At 69.2% G+C, this 21,341-nt stretch carries 18 protein-coding genes and 1 pseudogene; 15 read left to right on the forward strand and 4 right to left on the reverse strand.

The genetic code is table 11. From position 1 onward, the window contains the following. Nucleotides 1–6: 6 nt before the first annotated feature. From ACFV0Q_RS01535 to ACFV0Q_RS01595, 13 genes are all read left to right on the forward strand, one after another. Nucleotides 7–1,140, forward strand: coding sequence for a DNA alkylation repair protein (locus tag ACFV0Q_RS01535; RefSeq protein WP_384998715.1), 1,134 nt, complete (start codon nucleotides 7–9; stop codon nucleotides 1,138–1,140). 581 nt (nucleotides 1,141–1,721) lie between these two features. Then, entirely contained in the window at nucleotides 1,722–3,611 is a 1,890-nt protein-coding gene (locus ACFV0Q_RS01540; protein WP_384998717.1) for an ATP-binding cassette domain-containing protein, read from the forward strand. A 140-nt stretch (nucleotides 3,612–3,751) separates the two neighbouring features. After that, nucleotides 3,752–4,639, forward strand: coding sequence for a phosphotransferase enzyme family protein (locus ACFV0Q_RS01545; RefSeq protein ID WP_384998720.1), 888 nt, complete (start codon nucleotides 3,752–3,754; stop codon nucleotides 4,637–4,639). Further along, nucleotides 4,636–5,109 carry an NUDIX domain-containing protein gene (locus ACFV0Q_RS01550; RefSeq protein WP_384998723.1) on the forward strand — a complete coding sequence of 158 codons (474 nt, stop codon included), beginning with the start codon at nucleotides 4,636–4,638 and terminating at the stop codon, nucleotides 5,107–5,109. The genes ACFV0Q_RS01545 and ACFV0Q_RS01550 overlap by 4 nt, the downstream gene beginning before the upstream one ends. Continuing rightward, nucleotides 5,106–6,401: an MFS transporter gene (locus tag ACFV0Q_RS01555; protein WP_384998726.1), complete on the forward strand. Its 1,296-nt coding sequence runs from the start codon at nucleotides 5,106–5,108 to the stop codon at nucleotides 6,399–6,401. Before ACFV0Q_RS01550 ends, ACFV0Q_RS01555 begins: the two co-directional genes overlap by 4 nt. Beyond that, nucleotides 6,398–6,964: a class I SAM-dependent methyltransferase gene (locus tag ACFV0Q_RS01560; protein WP_384998729.1), complete on the forward strand. Its 567-nt coding sequence runs from the start codon at nucleotides 6,398–6,400 to the stop codon at nucleotides 6,962–6,964. The genes ACFV0Q_RS01555 and ACFV0Q_RS01560 overlap by 4 nt, the downstream gene beginning before the upstream one ends. Nucleotides 6,965–7,001: 37 nt before the next feature. Beyond that, entirely contained in the window at nucleotides 7,002–8,156 is a 1,155-nt protein-coding gene (locus ACFV0Q_RS01565; protein ID WP_384998732.1) for an NUDIX domain-containing protein, read from the forward strand. Nucleotides 8,157–8,325: 169 nt separating this feature from the next. Beyond that, nucleotides 8,326–8,919: an NUDIX domain-containing protein gene (locus tag ACFV0Q_RS01570; RefSeq protein WP_384998735.1), complete on the forward strand. Its 594-nt coding sequence runs from the start codon at nucleotides 8,326–8,328 to the stop codon at nucleotides 8,917–8,919. Between the two features lie 48 nt (nucleotides 8,920–8,967). Beyond that, on the forward strand, nucleotides 8,968–9,798 hold the full coding sequence (locus tag ACFV0Q_RS01575) for a PIG-L deacetylase family protein (protein ID WP_384998738.1): 831 nt from the start codon (nucleotides 8,968–8,970) through the stop codon (nucleotides 9,796–9,798). A gap of 11 nt (nucleotides 9,799–9,809) precedes the next feature. After that, entirely contained in the window at nucleotides 9,810–10,466 is a 657-nt protein-coding gene (locus ACFV0Q_RS01580; protein WP_384998741.1) for a 2'-5' RNA ligase family protein, read from the forward strand. Nucleotides 10,467–10,590: 124 nt separating this feature from the next. Continuing rightward, nucleotides 10,591–12,786: a hypothetical protein gene (locus ACFV0Q_RS01585; protein WP_384998744.1), complete on the forward strand. Its 2,196-nt coding sequence runs from the start codon at nucleotides 10,591–10,593 to the stop codon at nucleotides 12,784–12,786. Nucleotides 12,787–12,845: 59 nt separating this feature from the next. Beyond that, on the forward strand, nucleotides 12,846–13,478 hold the full coding sequence (locus ACFV0Q_RS01590; RefSeq protein WP_384998747.1) for a hypothetical protein: 633 nt from the start codon (nucleotides 12,846–12,848) through the stop codon (nucleotides 13,476–13,478). Then, a complete protein-coding gene (locus ACFV0Q_RS01595; RefSeq protein WP_384998750.1) occupies nucleotides 13,475–14,203 on the forward strand; it encodes a hypothetical protein in 729 nt (242 codons plus the stop codon). Before ACFV0Q_RS01590 ends, ACFV0Q_RS01595 begins: the two co-directional genes overlap by 4 nt. 91 nt (nucleotides 14,204–14,294) lie before the next feature. Here the strand turns inward: ACFV0Q_RS01595 and ACFV0Q_RS01600 are convergent, their stop codons facing one another. From ACFV0Q_RS01600 to ACFV0Q_RS01615, 4 genes and pseudogenes are all read right to left on the reverse strand, one after another. After that, nucleotides 14,295–14,876 carry a hypothetical protein gene (locus ACFV0Q_RS01600; protein ID WP_384998753.1) on the reverse strand — a complete coding sequence of 194 codons (582 nt, stop codon included), beginning with the start codon at nucleotides 14,874–14,876 and terminating at the stop codon, nucleotides 14,295–14,297. A 59-nt stretch (nucleotides 14,877–14,935) separates the two neighbouring features. Next, a pseudogene (locus ACFV0Q_RS01605) lies at nucleotides 14,936–15,241 on the reverse strand (SAM-dependent methyltransferase); the annotation flags it as partial. 261 nt (nucleotides 15,242–15,502) lie between these two features. Further along, on the reverse strand, nucleotides 15,503–16,501 hold the full coding sequence (locus ACFV0Q_RS01610; protein WP_384998756.1) for a hypothetical protein: 999 nt from the start codon (nucleotides 16,499–16,501) through the stop codon (nucleotides 15,503–15,505). Between the two features lie 106 nt (nucleotides 16,502–16,607). Further along, nucleotides 16,608–17,663 (reverse strand): polyprenyl synthetase family protein, encoded by a 1,056-nt coding sequence (locus tag ACFV0Q_RS01615; protein ID WP_384998759.1) that lies wholly within the window; start codon nucleotides 17,661–17,663, stop codon nucleotides 16,608–16,610. A 1,046-nt stretch (nucleotides 17,664–18,709) separates the two neighbouring features. On the opposite strand from ACFV0Q_RS01615, the gene ACFV0Q_RS01620 reads away from it, so the two are divergent. Both ACFV0Q_RS01620 and ACFV0Q_RS01625 read left to right on the forward strand, forming a co-directional pair. Next, complete coding sequence (locus tag ACFV0Q_RS01620; protein WP_384998761.1) at nucleotides 18,710–19,630, forward strand: transposase; 921 nt, start codon at nucleotides 18,710–18,712, stop codon at nucleotides 19,628–19,630. Nucleotides 19,631–19,873: 243 nt separating this feature from the next. Beyond that, nucleotides 19,874–21,283: a cytochrome P450 gene (locus ACFV0Q_RS01625; protein ID WP_384998764.1), complete on the forward strand. Its 1,410-nt coding sequence runs from the start codon at nucleotides 19,874–19,876 to the stop codon at nucleotides 21,281–21,283. The last annotated feature ends 58 nt before the right edge of the window (nucleotides 21,284–21,341 follow it).

Genomic DNA, 21,341 nt, shown 5'->3' on the forward strand with positions numbered 1-21,341 from the left:
GGCCGAATGAGTTCCCAAGTGCCCATGAAGGACCGGGCCTTGAACCCGGATCGGATCGCCCGGATCGGGCGCGAGATGCAGGCCGCCTGCCCCGTCTTCGACGCCACCTCGTTCACCGCCCAGGTCACCGCCGATCTGCCCAGCCTGGAACTCAAGGCCCGCATCGCCCGCACCGCCGAGGGCCTGCACCAGCACCTGCCCGTCACCGGGCCGGCCGCCCTCGACACCGTGCTGCACTCCCTGCCCACCACCGCGGAGGCTGCGGGCGCGGAATCCGACTTCGGTCTCTACATCTACGCCCCGCACTCCGCCTACGTCGCCGCCCACCACCTCCACCCCGAACGGCTCGACCAGGCATTCGACGCGCTCGCCACGATCACCCCGTACTTCTCCGCCGAGGACGCCGTCCGGACCTTCCTCACCACCTATCCCGAGCAGACGCTGGCGGCCGCGGCCACGTGGGCCACCGCCGCCGACCACCGGGTGCGGCGCCTGGCCAGCGAGGCCCTGCGCCCCCACCTGCCCTGGTCCGTCGGCACCGGCCTGCCCGTCGACACCGCCCTGCCGCTGCTCGACGCGCTGCACGCCGACAGCAGCCGCTTCGTAACCACGTCGGTCGCCAACCATCTGCGCGACATCGCCCGCACCCAACCCGACCTCGTCCTCGCCACCCTGGCCAAGTGGCGCACCGAAGGACGCGCCACGAACACCGAACTCGCCTTCATCACCCGCGAGGCGCTCAAGGCCCGCCTCAAGGACGGCTGGCCACCCGCCTACACGATCCTCGGCTACGACCCGCAAGCGGCCGTCAGCGTCAGCCCCCTCCGTCTGACCAACAGCCACTACCGGCTCGGTGACGACCTCGCCTTCGAAGCCGATCTCACCGCCCCCACCGACACCCCGGTGCACGTCATGTACGTGCTGACCCGCACTGACCCCGGCACCCAGGCCCGAGAGAAAGTCGCTCACCTCACCCGAGCCACCGTCAAAGCAGGCGCACCACTGCGCCTGGCCAAGACCCACCTCCTGAAGTCCACCGGCACCGCCGCCCTGGCACCGGGCAGCTACCACCTCGCACTCCAGGTCAACGGCCGCCGCCACCCTCCGGCGCTGCTCCGCATCACCAACCGCCCAACCTGACCAGGACGGCACCGTCGCGCGCAGCCCTTGGTGCCGTCAGGACGCTCACCGAGCAGTCTTGTGCCTCCTGCTGGCAAGGACGGCCAGAGGGAGGGGTCAGCTTCGACCTTCGGCCAGGAGCCGCAGCGCCTTGGCCAGCTGCCCGGCCTCGTGCGGGTAGCGCTCCAGGTAGCCGTCGAGTACGCCCACGATCACGGAATCAGTGATCGCCACGGGTCCTCACCTTCCTGCGAGCGCGAAGGGGTGTTCCTCCGGGACGGGCCGCTCGAAGGCGGCCACCAAGTACGTGCACAGTCAGCTCCGCAGGGGTTCGTGGCGTACGAGAAGCCCCGCACCCTACAAGTCCGACCAGCCCGATGCGCACCAACCCGCCCGTTGCCGTGCGGCGCTTGGGGACCTCGGCGATTCGGCCAACCCCCTTTGGTGGCAGTGCCGTTGTCGGGGGCGGGTCGGTGTAGTTCCCACGGTCCGCCCGGCGCTCTATTCCGGGAGTTCGAGGCCGTCCGAAAGACGTGTGTTCGAAGAATGGGGGCCGTCGTTGAGCTTCCCGACAGCATCCGAACGGCGATCAGGGGGACCCGATGACCACATCCGGACTGCACAGCAAACCGGCCGACACACCGCCTCCGCCGCCGCCGGCGGAGATCACCTACAGCGGCCAGTACTCCGTCAATCCGCTGGCCGAGGTCTCCTTCCGGCAGATGTGCGCGACGCTCCCGTCCGTCCTGGTCCGGATCGGCCGCCTGTCGTGGCAGACCGACCGGCAGGCCGTACGGCTCCTGATCGGGTGCCAGGTCATCACGGGCGTATCAGCCGCAGTGCTGCTGGCCGCCACCGCCCGCGCGATGGGGCCCGTACTCGGCGCCGGAAGCGCCGGGGACCGCCTTCACGGTGCTCTGCCCGCTCTGCTCGTGGTCGCGCTCGCCGCCACGATGAACCGTGTCTCGGGGGCCGTGGCCACGTACGCCGCCCGGCGGATCACCCCGCTGCTGACCTCGGAAACGGACAGCGCCCTGGTCGAGGCAGTCTGCCGGGTCGAGGCCGCGGCCTACGCCGGGGACGGCTTCTCCGACCGGCAGGAGGCGGCCGAGATGGGGGTGGTCCGCACCCACGTGATGGTCACCGACGCCCAGCGCTTCATGTCCTCGCTGATCCGCCTGGTCACCGCCGGCAGCGTCCTGTCCCTACTGAACGTGATGATGCTGCCGCTGCTGCTCCTCGCCGTGCTGCCCGCTGGCATCGGCGCCGTCCTGACCGCCCGCGTCGACTACGAGATCCACTACTCCAACATCTCCGACCGCAACGTGCGGGGAATGATGCGCTGGTGGGCCACCGCGTCCCAGTACGGCGACGAAGTCCGCGCCAACTCCATGACCGACTACCTCGTCTACTGGTACCGGGCCCTGTCCGACCGGTGTGACCGGCGAAACCTGGCCGCCGCACCGCGGACCCTGCGGATCTCCCTGCTCTCAGCGCTGGCCGGCGGCGTCTTCCTCCTCGCCACCTGGGGAGCGCTCGCCTGGCTCGCCGTGACCGGCCGGATCGAACCCGCCATCGCTGCCACGGCCGTCATCGCCGTCCAGACTGCACTCGCCGCCCTCTCCCAGGTCATCATCAACGGGGCCGCGATCTTCCACACCAGCTTGTACCTGAGCGACATGCAGTCCTTCCTCGACGAGGCCGCCGCCCGCACTCCCCAGCGTGGACCGCGCGAGATCACCAGCCCGGTCCAGCAGATCCAGCTCGACGAGGTCGCCTACCAGTACCCGGGCAAGGACAAGCCCGCGGTCGACGGAGTCTCCCTCACCCTGGAGCGCGGCCAGATCCTCGCGATCGTCGGAGCGAACGGTTCCGGAAAGTCGACCCTGCTACGCCTGATCACCGGGGTCTACCTGAGCGACAAGGGCCGGGTCACCTGGAACGGAAGCGACCTCTCAGACACCGACCCGAGCACCGTCTGGGCCCGCACCGGCCTGGTGCCGCAGGAGTTCGCCAAGTGGCCGTGGCGAGTGCGCGAGAACATCACGCTCGGCCAACCCCGCACCCACGACGACGGACCCGTGTGGGAGGCCATCGACGCGGTCGGCCTGCGCGAAGCCGTCGAAGACCTCCCCCACGGCCTCGACAGCCTCCAGGCCCGCGACATCTGGGGAGGCGTCGAGTTCTCCGGCGGACAGTGGCAACGGGAGGCCTGTGCCAGGGCGCTGTACCGCAAGCCCGATCTGTTGATCTTGGACGAGCCGACTTCTCAGATGGACCCCCGCGGTGAGCACCTGATCTTCGAACAGATCAAAGCGATCGCCGTCGACCGGATCACCATCATGGTCACCCACCGCCTGGAGAACACGAAGATCGCGGACCACATCATCGTGATGGAAGACGGCCGGATCTCCGAGCGGGGCCGCTTTGACGATCTTGTCCACGGCGGTGGGACCTTCGCGGAGCTCTTGGCGCTCTCCCAGGACCGCTGACCACTTCGCCTGCCCCTGCGGCCCGTTCGCGAAGCGGCGGGCCGCACATCACCGAGGGAGAAACCTGTGCCTGATTTCCACAATGCGGCCGAGGTGCGCGGCTGGCGTGCGCTCGCCTCGTCCATGGAGGAAAGCGCAGCGTGAAGCAGACGGCGAAGACCCTGCCCGCGTTGCTGCTTCGCTGGGCGGAGGAACGGATCGGAGCCGTCGCGGCGGTACGTGACGCCTCGCATGACTGGGACCGCTCCCGGGTGTGGGAGCTGGAGGGCATGGGCGGGGTCTCCTGGTACCTGAAGGTCTCGCCCAGCGAGAAGTTCTACATGCGGGAGAGCCGGGCGTACCGTCATGTCGTTCCTGCCTTGGGGTACGCCCGGGCACCGCAGCTCGTCGACAGCCAGGCCCGGGACCTGGTCCTGCTGCTCACCGCGGTCCCCGGCGCCCCGGCGAAGGAGCTCGGCCTGGAAACCGCCGAGTGGCGGGCGGTGCACGAGCAGGCGGGAATCCTGTGTGCCCGGCTTCACGAGGCCGGGGAACTCGAGCCCGCCGATCGGGGCGAGGCCGAAGCCTCCCTGGACGCCGCTGCAGACGGAGCGGAGAAGTACCTCGCTCGCGCCGGGGACCGGCTGACCGAGGACGAGCGGCAGCTGATCCGGGACCACACTGCCCAGCTTCGCCGAGTCGGCCCCGTGCCCGTCGGCTACATCCATGGCGACAACCAGCCCAGGAACTGGATGGTGTCCGAAGGCGTGCTCGCTCTCATCGACTTCGAGCGGGCCAGGCCGGCGGCCCGTGTGCAGGACTTCGTCATCCTCACGGCCACCCAGTGGGCCGACCATCCGGACCGTGAGAAGGCGTTCTTCCGGGGGTACGGGCGGTCGCTCACCGACGCCGAGCGTCAGGCCCTGCGCTGTCTGACCGCGCTGGACGCGGTCAACTGCCTGGCCTGGGGGCCGGACAACGGAGACGAGCTCGTCACGGCCCGGGGCCGGCGGACCCTGGACCGCCTCATGAGGGAGGACCGCCCGTGAGCGCCGTACACCGCAGCATCGGCAACGTCATGGTCCTGCTCCAGCGCCCCGGCGACGGCTGGGTCCTGACCGTGCGGCACCGGGAGACGTCGTGGCACTCCCCCGGGATGCTGACCCTGGTCGGGGGCCGCCTGGAGGAAGGCGAGTTCCTTGACGAGGGTGCGGCGCGCGAGCTCGCCGAGGAAGTCGGCATCCGCCTCGCCCCGGACCGGCTGCGGTTTTGCCAGCTGCCCCACTTCCACGCGGCGGACGGCGAGCGGGTAATCGGCGCCGTCTTCACGGTGCGGGAATGGGAGGGCACCGCGTACAACCGCGAGCCGCAGACGCACAGCGAACTGGTGTGGGTCGATCCTGCTGCGCCGCCGCCCGACTGCCATCCGTTCACGCACTCGGTCCTGACTCATTTCGCCACCGGCCAGCTCTACGCGAACGTGATCGCCCCGGAGATGCGTGGCGGTGAGGCCGGGTGACGACCTCCACCCAGCCAGCCAAGTTCCGGAAGCGTGTCTCCCCGGATCTGCGGCGTCTCGTCGGCAGCGAGTGCGCGAGCCTGTCGGGCTCGGCGGTCAGCACCGTTGCCCTCCCCACCCTGGCCGTGCTCGACCTGGGCGCCTCGACCACCCAGATCGCGCTGCTCGCCTTCCTCGGCCAGCTCCCGAACGCCATCGTGGCGCTCCCGGCCGGCGCGTTCTCGGACCGGCACGCCAAGCGCCCCCTGATGATCGGCGCGGACCTCACCGCTGCCGCAGCCCTCGTGACCATTCCGGCCGCCGCCTTCAACGGGGTGCTCGGCGTCGGCCAGCTCTACGCGGTCGCCGTCGTCCTGGGCATCGCCAAGATCGTGCACAGTTCGGCGTCCATCAGCTATCTGCCTGTGCTCGTCGAGGCTGACCTGCTGCAGCATGCGAACTCGCGGCTGGGCGCGGCCTCGTCGGTGGCCGACAGCGCGGGCAGCAACGTGGGCGCCGCGCTGGTCGGCGCGGTCGGCGCCGCCCGCTCGATCCTCGCCGACGTCCTGTCCTACCTTGTCTCCGCATTCCTCGTGTGGCGCATCCGCACCCCCGAGCCGGCCGCCGCAACGGCCGAGGGCCGCCGCAGCCTCGCGCGGGACATCGGTGAGGGCCTGCGCTACGTGGCCGGGCAGCCCACCATCCGTACGGTGATCGCTGCCCTGTCCACGCTGAGCTTCGGCCTCGCGATCATGAACACGTACTGGGCGTACTACCTGCTGACCAGCTTGCGCATGTCCCCGAGCACGTTCGGCGTGATGATGGGGGTGGGCGGGGCCGGCAGCCTGGCCGGGGCGCTCCTGGCCCCGCGCATCGCCTCCCGTATCGGCATCGGACCGACGATCATCATCGGCTTCGCTGTCAGCCCGCTGGCCCAGATCCCCCTCCTGCTCGCCGGACCCGGCCTCACCTGGCAGATCGTCCTCGCAGCGGCGCTGGCCGCCCAGTTGTTCTGGGCAACGGCCTCCGGGACGAGCCAGAGATCCCTGAGACAGACCTTGTGCGAACCACGGTTCCAGGGCCGCATGCAGGCCGCGAGCACCACGCTCACCGCCGGGGCCCGACCCGTCGCCGCCGCGGCCGCCGGCGCTCTGGTCCTCCTCCTGGGCGTGCGCAGCACCCTCGCCGTCGGCGCGGTCCTCCAGACCGTCCCCGTGGTCCTCCTGCTCCTCTCCCCCGTCCGCGCGCTGCGGGACATGCCCTCCCCACTCGCACGGACCGCCGTGCCGCCCGCCCGTGAAGGAGCATCGTGAACGCCGACTACTGGGAGGCACTGTGGTCCGGGGGTCGCCGGTACCGGCACCTGGACGGTACCGAAGCACGCCTGATGGACGAACGCCTCGGCGCCGGCCGCAGCCGCCCGGCCCTCGACATCGGCTGCGGCGACAGCTCGCTGGCCCGCTATCTCCACCACGAGCGTGGATACCGCACCACCGGCATCGACATCTCCCCCACAGCCGTCGCACTCGCCGCCTCACATGACGCACGGCCCGGCTCGGGGCCGGCCTGGCAGTGCACCGACATCACCACCGGTGACCTCACGGCCCTGCCGGATACCGCGTACGCGGTCATCACCTGCCGTCTGGTCTACCGGTGGGTGCACGACAAGCCGGCGTTCCTCAGCCGCGTCCGCCACCTCCTCGCACCCGGAGGGATCTTCTGGGTAGTCACCGAAATCACAGGCCGCCGCGAGGACACCGACCCCCTCCACAGCCTCGGGATCAGCCCCGCCGAGACCGAACTCCTCACCTCCGGCTGGTCCAGCGTCCAGACCGCCGACCTCGACGTGCTCCGCTGCTTCGCCCTGCACCCCTGAACCTCTGCCCCGCTTCCTGAAGGAGGACTTGTCGACCATGGAGAAGGACACCGTCGCGATCTGGAATACCTACGGGACACACCAAATCGCCCGCGGGATCGAGCTGCCCGAACTGGAGCAGTGGAACTGGGGAATCGAGGGCGCCGGGCCCGGAATCGAGGTCCTCGGCGAGGTATCGGGGCTGCGGGTCCTCGACCTCGGCAGCGGTCTCGGACGCCATGCCGCCCGCCTGGCCGCCGCGGGCGCCAACGTCACCGCCGTGGACGCCTCCCCCGCACAGCATGAGCGTGCGCTGGCCCGATACCCGCAGACTCCGGGCCTGCGCCTGGTGTGCGCGGATGCCGTGGAGCACCTGCGGGACGCAGATCCGTACGACCTGATCTACTCCGTCTGCTCGGTCCCGTACCTGGACCCGGCCCGGCTCCTGCCCGCCCTCACGAACGCTCTTCGGCCCGGCGGGCGCCTGCTCTTCTCCGCGCTGCACACGAACTCCGCCGGGGTCGGCCCCGCCACCCAGGTAGCTGCGCGGCCCGAGATCCTGCGGCTGCCCGGTACCACCGACGACCATCCTGTGAACATGTGGACGCTGACTCCGCAGTTGTGGGAGGACCTCCTCGGCGAGCGCGGCCTCATCATGAAGTCGATCACCGCGATCGACTCCCCGCAGCCGGACAGCACGGTGTCCTACCGGCTCTACGCTGCCCGTCGCCCCGAGCGGGTACCGAGCCGCCCACGCAGCAGCGCTCCCCCGGCGCCGACGGCCGCGCTGGGCGTCGGCGTGATCGTCCACGGCCCGCAGGGTGTCCTGCTCGGACTGCACCGACGCGGAGCCTGGGAGCTCGCCGGCGGAACTGTGGAGCCAGGCGAAAGCCTTGCCGAGGCCGCTATCCGTGAACTCAACGAGGAGGCCGGGATCGTGGCCGACCCCGATGCCATGCAGGTGCTGGGCACACTCTTGGACCAGGTGGGCGACGTCGCCCGGATCACGGTCCCCGTCCTCGTCACCCGCTGGACCGGCACCCCCCACCAGCGCGAGGAAGCCCTTGGGTCCTGGAGGTTCTGGCCCACCGACGCACTGCCCCAGCCGCTCTTCGTGCCGAGCGCCCAGTGCATGACCGCCTGGGACCCCACCCTCCCCCTCGACCACCCACCCGCCCACTTCCAGCCCTACCAACGGCTCGGCCAGCCCTAGCCCGACCGGGCCACCGGAGCCCGCGTGAACCTGGGGCCTTCGAGACCCGCAAGACCACCCTCACCACCTTGGGCGTGCCATGCCCTCGTGCACGCTCCACGACGTGCTTCGCCCGCCGAGCAGCCTTGGGCCTCCAGCCGGTGGAGCAGTCCCAGACGAAGGAGTCGCAATGATCAACGGCTGGACCACGGTCTCGTCGACCGTCCAGTACACGGGAGTCCGGGTGGTGGTGCGCCGGGACTCCGTCCAACGCACCGACCAGAGCATGGGGACGTACGAGTACACCGAGTCCGCCGACGGCGTTCGCGTCGTGGCCCTTGACGCCCGCGGCCGGATCGCCCTGGTGGAGGAGAACGTCTACGTCTGCGGACAACGGCTGCTGATGTGCCCCGGCGGCGGATGCCAGCCCGGCGAAGATCCCCTGTCGGCCGCACGCCGAGAACTCGCTGAGGAAGCGGGGATCCGCGCCTCCGAGGTCGAGCTGCTGACGATGATGTGGCGGATGCCTGCCGGCGCCCGTACCCGCGAGCACCTGTACCTCGCCCGGGGCCTGAGCATCGGCGAGCACCACCGGGATCCGAGCGAGGCCGACATGGAGCTGCGCTGGGTCACCTTGGACGAAGCGGTGACGATGAGCCGCGATGGCCGGATCACCGAGGCCGGCACCCTCGCGGCGATCTTGCTGACCGCGCAGCGCACCACCGCCGGGTCCGCTGTCCCGCCCGCCGCAGCCACCGGCAAGGGCCGGGTAGCAAGCCCGTAACCGCCAACCACCCCGTCCCCGCACACCGACTCCTCCGTCTGGACACCCGTGACACAACCAAAGCCCTCCCTCCTCGCAGTCTTCGCCCACCCCGACGATGAGTCGCTCCTCGCCGGCGGTGTGCTCGCGCAGCACGCCGCCGCCGGTGCCGACACCGCGGTCGTTACCACGACCTGGTCCCCGGAAAGTCGTCGGGCCGCCGAACTCGCCGACGCACTGGCGGTTCTGGGGGCCGGAGAACCTCGGATGCTCGGCTACGCCGACGCTCGCATCCCCGACTCCGCCCGCGGCCGCCCGAGGCTGTGTGACGCCCCCGTCGACGAGGTCGTGGAGATGCTCGTCGGACACATCCGTGCCGTACGGCCACAGCTGGTTTTGACCCATGACTCCTACGGCCAGTTGACCGGTCACCCCGATCATGTCCGCACCCATCAAGCGGCCGCCTTGGCCTTCCACGCCGCGGGCCTGGAACACCAGTACCCGAAGGCGGGTGCCCCTTGGCAGCCTGCCGCCTTGTACGCGGCCACCCACCCGGACTCGGGGGTGGGCGAGCTGGGCGCGTTGCTGTCGCGGGTCGGTAAGAAGGTGCTGTCCGTCCCGGACAGGCACATCACGGCGACGGTCGATGTGAGTGGCTTCCTCACCGAGAAGTGGGCGGCCATTCTCTCCCACCGCAGCGAGGCTGCCCGGGAGCGTCCCCTGCCCGGGATCCTTGCCCGCCTCCCCGCAGACGTACGGGAGTCGATCATCTCAACCGAGTACTACACCCGCCTCGGCGTATCCCCTCGGCATGATGGCCAGCGCGAGCCGAGTCTGGGGGCCGAGGACGCCTCGGTGGTGCGCCCCATCGAGCCGTCCGAGATCATCGGGGAGCGGTGATGCGGCGCTTCATGCGACCAGAGCGCTTGTGGGGCACCGCAGGCGGGCCGGAGGATGACTGGATCAAGCCGCACGTGCTGTGGCTCCCGCAGCACGATCCGCAGGTGATGGCATATTTCGGGTGGCTGCGGGAGGTCGTCACCCGGTTCGACGACGTGATCACACCCATCGCGGACGCGGACCTGCACATGACCGTGCAGTCCGTCCGCCAGTTCAACGCCGACGGTATCCGGGTGGACGAGGAACAGCTGACCGCTGCGGCCGGTCTGGTCCAGGCCCGGCTCGACGATCTGGCTCCGTTCGATATCGAGATCGGGCCTGCACGGGCGTCTGGGTCGGCGGGGATCGTGGAGATCTGGCCCGAGCAGGGGCCGGCAGAACTGAACAGGAGGGTCCGGGCGGGGCTAGAGACGGCGGGGATGGTGCTGCCGCCCGCCGAGGAGCACTTCTGGTGCCACATATCCTGCGGCTACGGGGTGCAGGACACCGACGCCCCGGACCTGGCTGCCCGCTCGGACCGGTTCGCCTCCGAGATCGGAAAGGCCATCCGGCCCGGCGTCCGCGCCTCCGCGACCGTTCGCACGGTGTGGCTGGTGTGGGAGCGGCAGCGGCCGGAACAGAACATCTACACCTTCGAGCGACGGCACGCGCTGCACCTACGGGGCTGACTGGGACCTTGCGCGCTGGCGGGGGCCCGGCGGTTCGCCTGGCCTGGTCGTTTCCTGGCCAGGCAGGCAGTGCCGGGCAGGGCGCGGCGCTAGGGTGACGGCGAGGCGAGCTGGAGGGTCCGCAATGGGGGAACAACCGCACGAGCACGGTTCGGTGAAGGTGCCGGGAGGCCCGCGCGACGCCGACGGGCTCGAGGTGGACGAGGAGCTGCTCGGAGTCCTGATGGGGGCTGCGTACGCGGGCTGCAGGTCGTGCATGGACCGGCTGCTGGGCGAGGTTGCGGCTGATCCGGTCACCCTGGGGCGCCTGGTGGTGGTCGCGCGCCAGGCCGCGCTGCGCGTGCACCAAGCGGAGCTTCCCGGCCACATGACCGATGATGCGGAACACTTCGGGCCGGCTGCCTTGGAGTTCAAGCGGGTGATGCGTGCGGTGACTGCGGCGGAGCCAGTGGCCGAGGTGTGTGAGCAGCTGGGACCGGAGGGACGGCGTGCTGCGGCCGGTGACGCTCTCGACAAGCTGATGGGCATGCTACTGATCGCCCAGGAGGAGGGCTTCGCCCCGGAGCCGGCGTTGTCCGCGCTGTGCTGTGGCTACGCGACGGTGCTGGTGGAGTGGGTGCTCGACACAGCGCCGATGGCCCGCCGTGAGTACGCCGACATGTGGCGCCGCTGGGCATTGCGGCCCTCCGAGGCGAGCCTGCCGGGTACCAGCACCACGGCACTCGCGCTGATGCTGGGGTCGGTGCTCGACCTTCAAGCCCGCCAGGACGGCGTCCCCGCTACGGAGCTGGAGAGCCTGGTCATCAGCCGGGTCCTGTCCGTGCTGCGCGATCCGGAGCAGGCCCGGGCTGCTCTCGCGGGCTTCGTCGCGCCCGAGAGCCAGGACATCGCGGGGGTCACCGTGCCGGTCAAGCGCCTGGCCCGCACCGACGCCGGCTTCCTCGCCGACCTCTGTCTGTTGGCCGCGCACACGATCGATATGAACATGAAGGACTGCCCGTACGGGCTGCGCGAGTCCAACCACGAGTGCACTCTCGGCCACCGGGCCCCGGCCCTTACCCGTACCGCACCGGCCCATGTGGGCGACCCCACCCCGGAAGCGGGTCGGCGCGTCGCCCTGCCCACTGTCGGCTACCACGCCGGGGAGATCACGGAGGACGCTCCCCCAGGTCAGGCCCCCGACCATGTGTGGCAGATCAACGTCGGCCGGATCCTGGTGGAGCGCTGGGATGCCGGGGTCCACCGGTGGAACGAGGCGATCTCCGAGGACTCCTCTATCAGCGAGCCGGCCTACCAGCACGAGACCGGCCTGGAGACCCTGGCGTGCCCGGCCTGCGGCAGCCGCGAGCACTTCCTCGTCGAGGGCCGGTGGGGTGACCCCCTTACCCTGCACTGCCGCTGCGGGGTCACGATCATGTCGCCGAGCGCGGCCGGCCCCGATGACGTAGGTCGGCGCATCCTCAAGCGGCTCATCCTCGCCGCCGCGGACCCCGCCTCCACGGCCCGCCTCCTGATGCCGCCCCTCGCGGAGTACCACGCGCGTGAACAGGAAGCCCGGGGCAGCCGTTGGTACGAGGGCCCGCACGGTGAGGACGTCGCTCTGGTCGAGGCCATCGACCTCACTACCGGCGACGTGGTCACGGCCCTGGAGACGGCACTGAAGCCGCGGCTGCCCGAACGCCACGAGGGCCGGGCCCTGACCCTGCTCCTCCTCCAGGTCCACGCCGCCCTCAGCGAACCGGCCGTCCGCAACAGCAGCGACGGCCACGCCCTGGTCGACACCGTGCACACCCTGGTGGCCGACCTGAAACTGGAGAGCGAAAAGTGGGCTCCCAGCAGGCTCTTGGTCACCGACCGGCTCAAAGCATGGCAGGCCGAGGGCGGGCCCGCAGTGTGGCAGGACGCCTGGACACGCACCGTGGAGATGGCCGAACGCCACTTCGCCCGCTACCGAGTCACCAGCGGACGCATCAGCGACGGATGCGCGGGCCTGACCCTCGCCCTGTACCTGCTGGGCAGCAGCACCCACTCCACGGTCGCCAACATCCGGCTGGAGGACGTCCGCTACCTGCTCGCAGCCGGTGACGAAGCCGGAGACCCTGGTGCCGCGGACTGGTCCACTGTCCCGGAGCGGTGGGAGGCACGACTGAAGGGACTCGGGCACGACCTCGACTCCACCGACGATCCCGTCGCACGGCTCTGGCGGCATCTGCTCACCGAGCACCCCGCCGACGCACTCGGAGACCGCCACGCAACGGCCCTGGCCCTCGGCCTCGGCACCCTGTTCGGCGAGAGGTCCGTGTACCGCATAAGCATCTGACCGCCGGTGCCGGCGAGACCGGCGTTCCCAGTCCCGACAGACCAGCAGGAGCAACTTCCGTGTCCCGTCACGAACAGCACCCCTCGTGGGACGCCGCCGTCCAACGTGCCACCGCCCTGACCTCCGCCCGCACACCCGGCGGGATGGACGAACGCTGCTGGGACGACGTGGCGATCCGCGGGATCCTTGCCGTCACCCTCTACAGCCTGCACCTGCGCAACCGCCAGCCCGTCGGGGACATCCGCTGGCAGCAAGTGCTGTGGCAGCTGCGCGACGACGCCCGGGTAACCGACCTGGCGACCGCCGCCCTCACCAGCGGCGGCCACGACCTGGCTCCAACCGCCGAGCCCGGTGACCCGGTGGCCGGCTGCTGGGCGTGGCTGACCCGTGCGTGGGACACGCGCGCCCCCAAGACACCCGTCATCGACAAGCGAGCCGCGGTGCACGTCCCATCGGACCTGCGCCAGCTCCCGCAGGTTCCGGAGTTGCGGTGGGACGGGATGACGCGCGGGATCGGTAGAGGTCTACCCGACCCCGCCCTGGTTATGAACAGTTCGGGTGTCTCAAGGCCCTCGCTGTCTCACGAGGGCACCGATCCTCGGCCTGGCGTTGTACGACGGGCTAGGATCTTGGGTGTCTCAGAAGTCGCCAACAAGCGTTACTCGTTCGAGACCTGGGAGCTCACGGCATGACCGAAGGACGTCCGGTCGAGTGGGCTCAGTCGGTGGAGCGCTCCGATCAGATCGCGGCTCTGGGCCTCCACCCAGCGGACACGTGGGACGGGCGGGCGATTCGCGGGGTTCTCGCTGTGACGCTCGCGGGTCTGGCCGGGCGGCAGGGGCTGCCCGCTGCAGAGGTAGACATCGGTAGCGTCCTGTGGCACCTCGACCAAGGGCCGGCGATGGTGCGCGAGCTCGCTGACGCGATGGGGCTGTCGGCCGAGGGCGCGCAGCCGGCCGAAGCGGCGTCCGGGTGGGCCTGGTTGATCCGCCGTTGGCCGAACGCGCCTTCTCTGGCCAATAGCGACGGAATGCCCCGAGGGATCGCGCGCGGTTCGTCGGAGCCCGCGGTCGATGTGATCACGCATTGGGCCGCTGCTGCGGCGCAGGACGCGCTTGCTGCCGAGCGGCCGGCGGGCCTGCTGCCACGTACACGGGTACGGGTGGTCGGCGGCGAGGACGAGGGACGCGAAGGCGAGGTAGTCCGTCCGGCCTGGTTGATGGACGACGAGCACCGCACTGTGCTGCCAGGGCCACCGCCGGGCTACGAGGTTGTTCTCGTGGTTCCTGGCCAGGACGGCGGAGTGCGACGGGCGGTGGTGCTCACCTTGGACGGCGAGATCAGGGTGGAGTCCCCGGGGCCGCAGGGCGAGCGCGTGATCATCCGGGCAGGAGACCTCGATCCGCAAAACGCGTAGCCCGACACCGGGTGGCCCGGGCGGCGTCTCCGGGCGCGCTCCCTCAGGCGCGGGGAGGGCGCCGACCCAACGGTCCAGGATGACGACGCGGCTATGCGAACGCTGCTATCGCCCCGGGCACGTAGCTGATGCCCGGGCCGAACTGGACCTCTCCGTCCGCCTGGTGAGCCCACGTGCGTGCGTCAACCCAAGCCTGCGACCGGTTCCACCAGGCGCCGCCATTGACCGCCGGCACTACGCCCGTCAACCGGATCGACTGCTGCAGCAGTCGTCGCTCCCATGCCTTGGCCTCGTCCACGCTTGCGGCGGTCGCCCACCACACCACGGCATCCACCGTGACCATGACCCGGCTGAAGCTCTCCCAGTTGTCGGCCATGTGGGCGGCGTCCGTGCCTTCTTCCTCGACAGAGCGAGTACCGGTGCGGACCCAGCGCATCTCGTCACGCCCCAGCCGCCCCCGCAGGCCGTACCGTCCAGTCGCCCGGCCGGCGTAGTAGATGCCGCCGTTACGGCGAGCGGCCCAGCAGTACACGCCCGGCGCCGCGGGCAGAACAGCGGGCGCGGTGGGATCCAGGGGATCGGCGCAGGCCCATTCCAGTTCGCCTCGGCTCGGCGCGATGACGTCGGTCCGAATCTCCAGTAGCGGCAGCGGAGAGTCGTTGGGTATCGGCATGGCGCTGGACTCTATCTGCCCCCGCTGACAACCCGCGGAGCACGCATGCGGGCCTTCCATCACCCCCGTGGGCGCGGCCCTGTGCATTGGGCGGTATCCATCGTGAAAACTGCAGGTCGGGCGGGCTGGTGTGCGTGGATGTCGGGCCTCCGGCGGTGCGCCACTTGCAGGCCCGGGTCCACCAGGTCCAGACCGGTGAAGAAGGCAGCCAGTTCTTCGTGTGACCGAGATTGAGCAGCCACGCCAACGGCCGCGACTGCGTCAATGCCCCGCTGGAGTGCGGGCCCGAACTCTGATCCGATGTGGGTCACTGAGAGATAACCGCCCGGCGTCAAGCCGTCGAGCAGGTGGTTCACCAGCTGAGCGGGCTTGTCGTCTGAGTAGCCTGTTGCCGCCCGGCATGTGGAGGAAGAAGAATAGGTTCACCACGGACGGCTCTTCGGGCGAGGCCAGGCAGAATCCCGCGCTGAGCGGCTCCACGAGAGGTCGAAAACCTCGGGCGGAATCCGGCGCCGGTTGGGTCACCGTTGATCCGCCGTTCAGCGGTCAGTCTTCACCCGACGCCGAGATGTTCGCCAAAGGAGCCTGGGCCGACTGCGCCGTGCTGGGGGTCGGATCCTTGCCGCTCACAGCATGCCGCGCAGTTCGGGGAAGACCTGATCGGGCGAGCGGTACCGGTTCGTGGACCATTGCCAGTGGTATGTGGCGCTGTTTTGTTCGAGCAGGGCTGCCAGGTAGGAATCGACTGTCCGGGCGTGCGCCGTTCCGCGGTATGTGGCGGTCACCCGCTCCGCGAGGCGGGTGTAGGAGTCGGACAGCGCGTTGACCTGGGTCACGGCCAGGTGCGCCGCCTCGGTGAAGCCGCAGGACTCTCTCTCGCTGATCACGTTGATCAGGTTGAACCTGGTTCCGCCCACGACGACTTCCTTGTGGTAGGAGAAGATGTCGTTCATCAGGGCGCCGATCAGAATAGTGCAGCGCCTGAGTCCGTCGATGTCCGGGTCGTGCAGCAGGCTGTCGGGCAGGACGTAGCCGTCCGCGAACTCGATGAACTCGACTGTGGTGTACATCCCTCCGTCCGATCCACGCGCCGCGATGAATTTGTCCAGGTCCACCACGCCGTCGGTGATGACCGTGTCCAGCGGGTCGGTGGCCGCCCTGAGATGACTTCGTAACGCGCCCGACAGGCGTGCGAACCAGGGCGCGCCTGGGCTCATCCCAAGGATCGTCGTTCGCAGCTCACGGCATGCCTGGTGGACTTTCCGGTCACTGGCCCCGCCGACGCCTCGGCAGAAGAGCTCCAGAGCGTCCTCCATGAGTGCGGCTGCGGCCGTAGTGGCAGGTGTGAGGGCCTCCTCTCCCGGTGAGGTGAAGACCTCGTCCAGGTAGAAGAGCAGATTGTGGAAGACGGTGATCGGCACCAAGTGCTCCACGCTTGCCCGCGGATACAGGAAGTAGCACATGGTCGTGTAGTGCGGGTAAGTCGGATGCCAGATGCCCAGCCGACGGCACTGGTCCTCGGCGATCTCGTCCACCTCGGCCGACCGCGGGTTCACGCGAGCGGGTCCCAGAGGCCTGAGGTCGGAGATACCCAGCAGCTTGTGCTGGGCGGTTCGGATCGTCACGGGTTCTCCCTGTCCACCTGGACCGTCAAGATCCAAGTGTCTGTGGTGTCCAACATCCGGGTCACTGACTACGCCGTCTCACGCGCAACGACTCTCGTCGCCTGGGCTACTTGTCTCGCTGGGCCACCAGTTGAGTCAGGCGCAGTAACTGTTCGGCTGCCTCTGGGTCCGGCTGGATTGCGCGCAGGTGGGATGCCGCGGCTTCCAAGCGCATCTCCGTTTCTCTGACGGCCCATCGCCGGCCTCCGGCCTCCTCGACGAGTTCGGCAGCGCGCGCGACCTGGTCGTTTTCGAGTGTCCCGCGGTGCAGATACAGCCGAGCCAGCTCCTCAGCAGCAGCGCTCTCATGCATCAAGGCAGCAACCACAGGAAGAGACTTCTTGTGGTGGAGCAGATCCGAGCCAGCCGGTTTCCCCGTCAGCTGAGGGTCGCCCCAGATGCCCAGAAGGTCGTCGACCAGCTGGAATGCCAAACCAAGGTCTCGGCCGAAACGTTTCAGCAACTCGATCCGGGAGCGTTCGCCGCCGCCGAATAGAGCACCGAGCCCGCATGCGCACGCCAGCAACGAGGCCGTCTTCCCCGAGGCCATCGCCAGGCACTCGCGCAATGTGACATCGTCACGCTTCTCGAACGCCAGGTCCTGCGCCTGCCCCTCGACTAGCTCGAAGACCGCAGCCAAGAGCACGGGCAGACCCCGCTCCGGGCACTCGGCACCACCTGAGGTGGCCTGCGCGTCGGCCTCAGACAGTACGGAGAAGGCCAGGGACAGCATGGCGTCCCCGGTCAGAATTGCCTCGGCTGAACCGAACGCTGCCCATGCTGCAGTACGGCCGCGCCGAGTCCGGTCCCCGTCCATGACGTCGTCGTGCAAGAGCGAGAAGTTGTGCACCAACTCCACGGCAACAGCAGCTGGGACCGCCGCAGTCACGGAACCGCCGACAGCGCGCGCGGCCAAAAGCACCAGCGCCGCGCGTATCGCCTTTCCGCCATCCCCGTCAACAGGCCGCCCGTGCTCATCCCACCAACCGAGGTGATAGCCGGCTATGTGCCGCACCGGTCCCGGCAGCCGATCCACCGCGCTACGCAGCGCAGGCCCGACCAGATCCTGCGCCTCAGTGAGACAAGACAGACGAGCCGCCGGAGCCACGGTCAGCACATCCACCGACCCCGGATCGACAGGGCCAACGAGAAGCCCGAGGCTCCCGGCAGCCAGAGAACCCGAGAACCCTGATTCGGACACTGAACCTCCACGTTGGTCTGCTTCCTCCCGCTCGGATACGCCGCTCGTCACCAAGCTGGCTCCGACGGTGAGGTGTTGGTCAAGCCCACGTGGGCTACCCAGACGGGTTACGCCTGAACCTCGCAATTCCTACTTGCTCGCCGGAGCGACTGATCGCCATGTCCCATGAGACACAGCGAATTCTGGAGAACGACGGCTTCCGCTGCCTGGCGTTGGGCGCCCAACCGCCCGCGCTGCAGCCGACGGAGGTCACCCGTCACCTCGCCGGACAGCGGGTGGCGTCGGTCGTGGTGCCGACAGGACCGTCGGCGCGACCTGGAGGAGCGCGCCGACGGCGAGGACGGTCGGCACGTCCAGGACGAGAGCGAGCGTGCCGGCGGTCGCGGCGGCCAGCGGTGTAGGGTCCGCAGTTTCGTGAGCACGGACTCCAGCGACAACGTCGGAATCCGCGCGCGATGAGCACTGATTGTGTTGGTGGATCGTGAGCAGAACGTCGTCGGCAGCCCCCCCGGCTGGTCACTCTGGGTAGCGGAGCCGCCTTCGATCTCCCAGGCGTGGGCCATCGGTTTTGCGGATGGCCGCGTTGGGTAGCAAGATCCGGACGGCGGAACCATTCACCTGAGCACCTGGCCGGGTGCTCAGGACAGAGTCCTGGTGTGGTGGGGGCAGATGAAGACTCAGAAGCCGCAGATCTGTGCCTCCTTTAGCCCCGTCTTGCCCGCCAAGCACCGGGCGCCTCACCAGCGGAGGCCCTGTTAGTCCCCGTTGACCGAGCCACCAGGCAGACCAACCTGCTGTCGCTTACGGTCGGCGTGGCGATGCGCGGGCTTTCTCCGGCGTGACCTCCAGCTCGGCGGCCTCACCCCGTACCAGTGGTTTAGTGCACCGGTGAGTAACAAGGGGTGACGGTAGGTCAGGTCGGCGATACGTCTGAAGTTGGGGTTTTCGCAGGCTGTAGGGGGTTCCTGATGACCGCACGGCGTCCCTGTCCGCCCGCACCGGGGCCGCTGGAGGAGTACGCGGCCCGGTTTGACGACCTGTTGGTCTCTCTCGCCCAGCGGCGCGGCTTCCGCGAGTACCTGACCGGGCCGCTGGCCCCACGGGACCGAAACAAGACGCTGACCTGCCTGGCTGTTGCCGAACCGGTAGCCGGAGCCCAGAATCCGGCTGTCCAGCGGCTGCAGTTCTTCCTGTCCGAGTCCACCTGGAAGCACGACAGGATCAACGACCGGCGCGTCGAGCTGCTGCTGGCAGACCGTGCCACCGCCCCGCACGACCAGGGCGTGCTGGTCATCGACGACTCCGGGGATCGCAAGGCCGGCACCGCCACCGCTCGAGTGGGACGTCAGTGGCTGGGCCGCTACGGCAAGACCGACAACGGCATCGTCACGGTGACCACGGTCTGTGCCGACGCCCGCCTGTACTACCCACTGCACGCCGTCCCCTACCCGCCCGCCCACCACTTCCCCAAGAAGCGCAACGACCCCGACTTCCAGACCAAGCCCGCACTCGCCACCACGCTCGCCCGCCGGGCCCACGATGCCGGGGTGCCGTTCCGGGCGGTGGTCGCCGACTGCGGCTACGGAGACAACGACGAGTTCCGCCACACCCTGCGCGAGGCCGGCCTGCCCTTCGTCATGGCCCTCAAGCCCCACCGCGGCCGCCCGAGAAACGGGACCGGCCCAAGAGGGGGCCCACACCGCCCCCACCAGCCCCAACCGGCCTGCTGGCCCAAGGCCATCCGTGACGTCCGGGCCTGGCTCGACCCCTGGATCGCCCTCCAACGCTGCTGGCGAGCCTGGACCAACGCACCACCGCCACCCGAACTCCAAGCCCTGATCGACGCCGTCGGCACCGGCCACGCCCTTGATCTCTACTCCCCGGTTTAACAAACCACCGGTACAGCCATCGGACTGTCAGGGTGAGAAGGGCTGTGTGTCATGAGAACCAGGGGTCCGGCCCGGTACAGAATCCCCCAGGGTGACGGTTCGGCCGAAGCGCACGACGCGGAACACCGCCTTCACGATGCCCATCCAGCGCCACAGAGATGGAGCGCGTCCGTCAACCGTCGGGCCAGGCTCCCCCGATCCATCCCAGTGACTACGCGAAGCTGACGAAAGAAGTTACACCTGATGGCCGCTTCCTCCGCACCCACCGCGCCTGGCCGGCTGCCCTTCCTCGGACATGCCCACCACCTGGCCCGGCAGCCACTGCTCTTCATGGAATCACTGCGTGAACAGGGCCCCCTCGTGCGCGTCTTCCTCGGACCCACCCCGACATATGTGGTCACTGATCCGGCCCTGACCCGCAAGGTCCTGGTCACGGACGCCAAGGACTACCCAAAAGGGGGAAGCCTCATAGAAGGGTTGCGCGCCTTCATGGGCGATGGGGTGGGAACCATCCCGGACGACCAGGCCCACCTGAGCAACCGCAGGCTGATGCAGCCCATGTTCAACAAGGCGCACATCGCCACCCGCGGTGAGGCCATGATCAGGGCAGCGCGGGGGCTCGTCGGCTCCTGGGCTGAGGGGGTGGCTCAGGAGAACGTGGTCGACGAGATGAGCGAGCTCGCGCTGCGTATGTTCCTGGCAGCGTTGTTCGGTGCTGATATTCCCCCCCACGTGCAGCGTGAACTCGTCCGGCTTGTGCCCCTCGTGTTTGACGGCGTCGGTCGGTATGCGGTCTTGCCCCCTTGGTTCACCCGCTTGCCACTGCCCGTCAACACCAGGCATGTCCGTCACATGACCCGCCTGCGCGAATTGATCGGCGAGATCATCGAGCTGAACCAGGGGACAAACCATGTGGCACCCGGGTGCCCGCATGCCGCCTCGCAGGAGCCGGGCGGGCTGTTCTCCACGTTGCTCACAGCCCATCACCCGCAGACCGGTCCGATCTCGCAGAGGCAGTTGCAGGACGAGCTCATCACCCTGCTGGCCGGCGCGATCGAGACCAGCGCCATCGGTACGTCCTGGACCCTCTTCGAGCTCATCCGGCACCCCGAGGTCCAGCAGCGGGTACGCGAGGAAATCACGAACGTATGCGGCGCCCGACCGATGCGCTACGAGGATCTTGACCACCTTCCCTACAGCCGCCGCGTGCTCCAGGAGGTCATCCGGCTGTACGGGTTCGGCTGGCTTATCACTCGTGTCACCGCCCGAACTGTCACACTCGGCGGACACGTCCTCCCTGAAGGCGCCACCGTCGGATACAGCCCTTACCTCCTCCAGCGCGATCCCGCAGTGTTTCCGGAACCGGACCGGTTCGACCCCGAACGGTGGACCGAGGAGCGGAAGACCGCCGCCATGCGCATCGCCTACGTCCCCTTCGGGGCCGGCCGTCGCAACTGCATCGGGGAGAACCTCGCCTGGGCACAGCTGTTGATCACGCTCGGGGCAATCGTGCAGACCTGGCAGCAACTCGACCTCGTTGCGCCGTCACCCCGCCCGAAGGCCACCATCGTCGTCGTCCCGGACCACTTCTCGATCATCCCCCGCAGGCGTACCTCTCCTACGCAAGACCTGCCTGACGAAATGGGTGGCTGACGAATTAGGCCGTCCCGCCTGTCAGGGCCTCGTCACGAAGTCGACTTGATCGGGTTCG

The organism is Streptomyces sp. NPDC059564 (assembly GCF_042735575.1).
GTDB lineage: Bacteria > Actinomycetota > Actinomycetes > Streptomycetales > Streptomycetaceae > Streptomyces.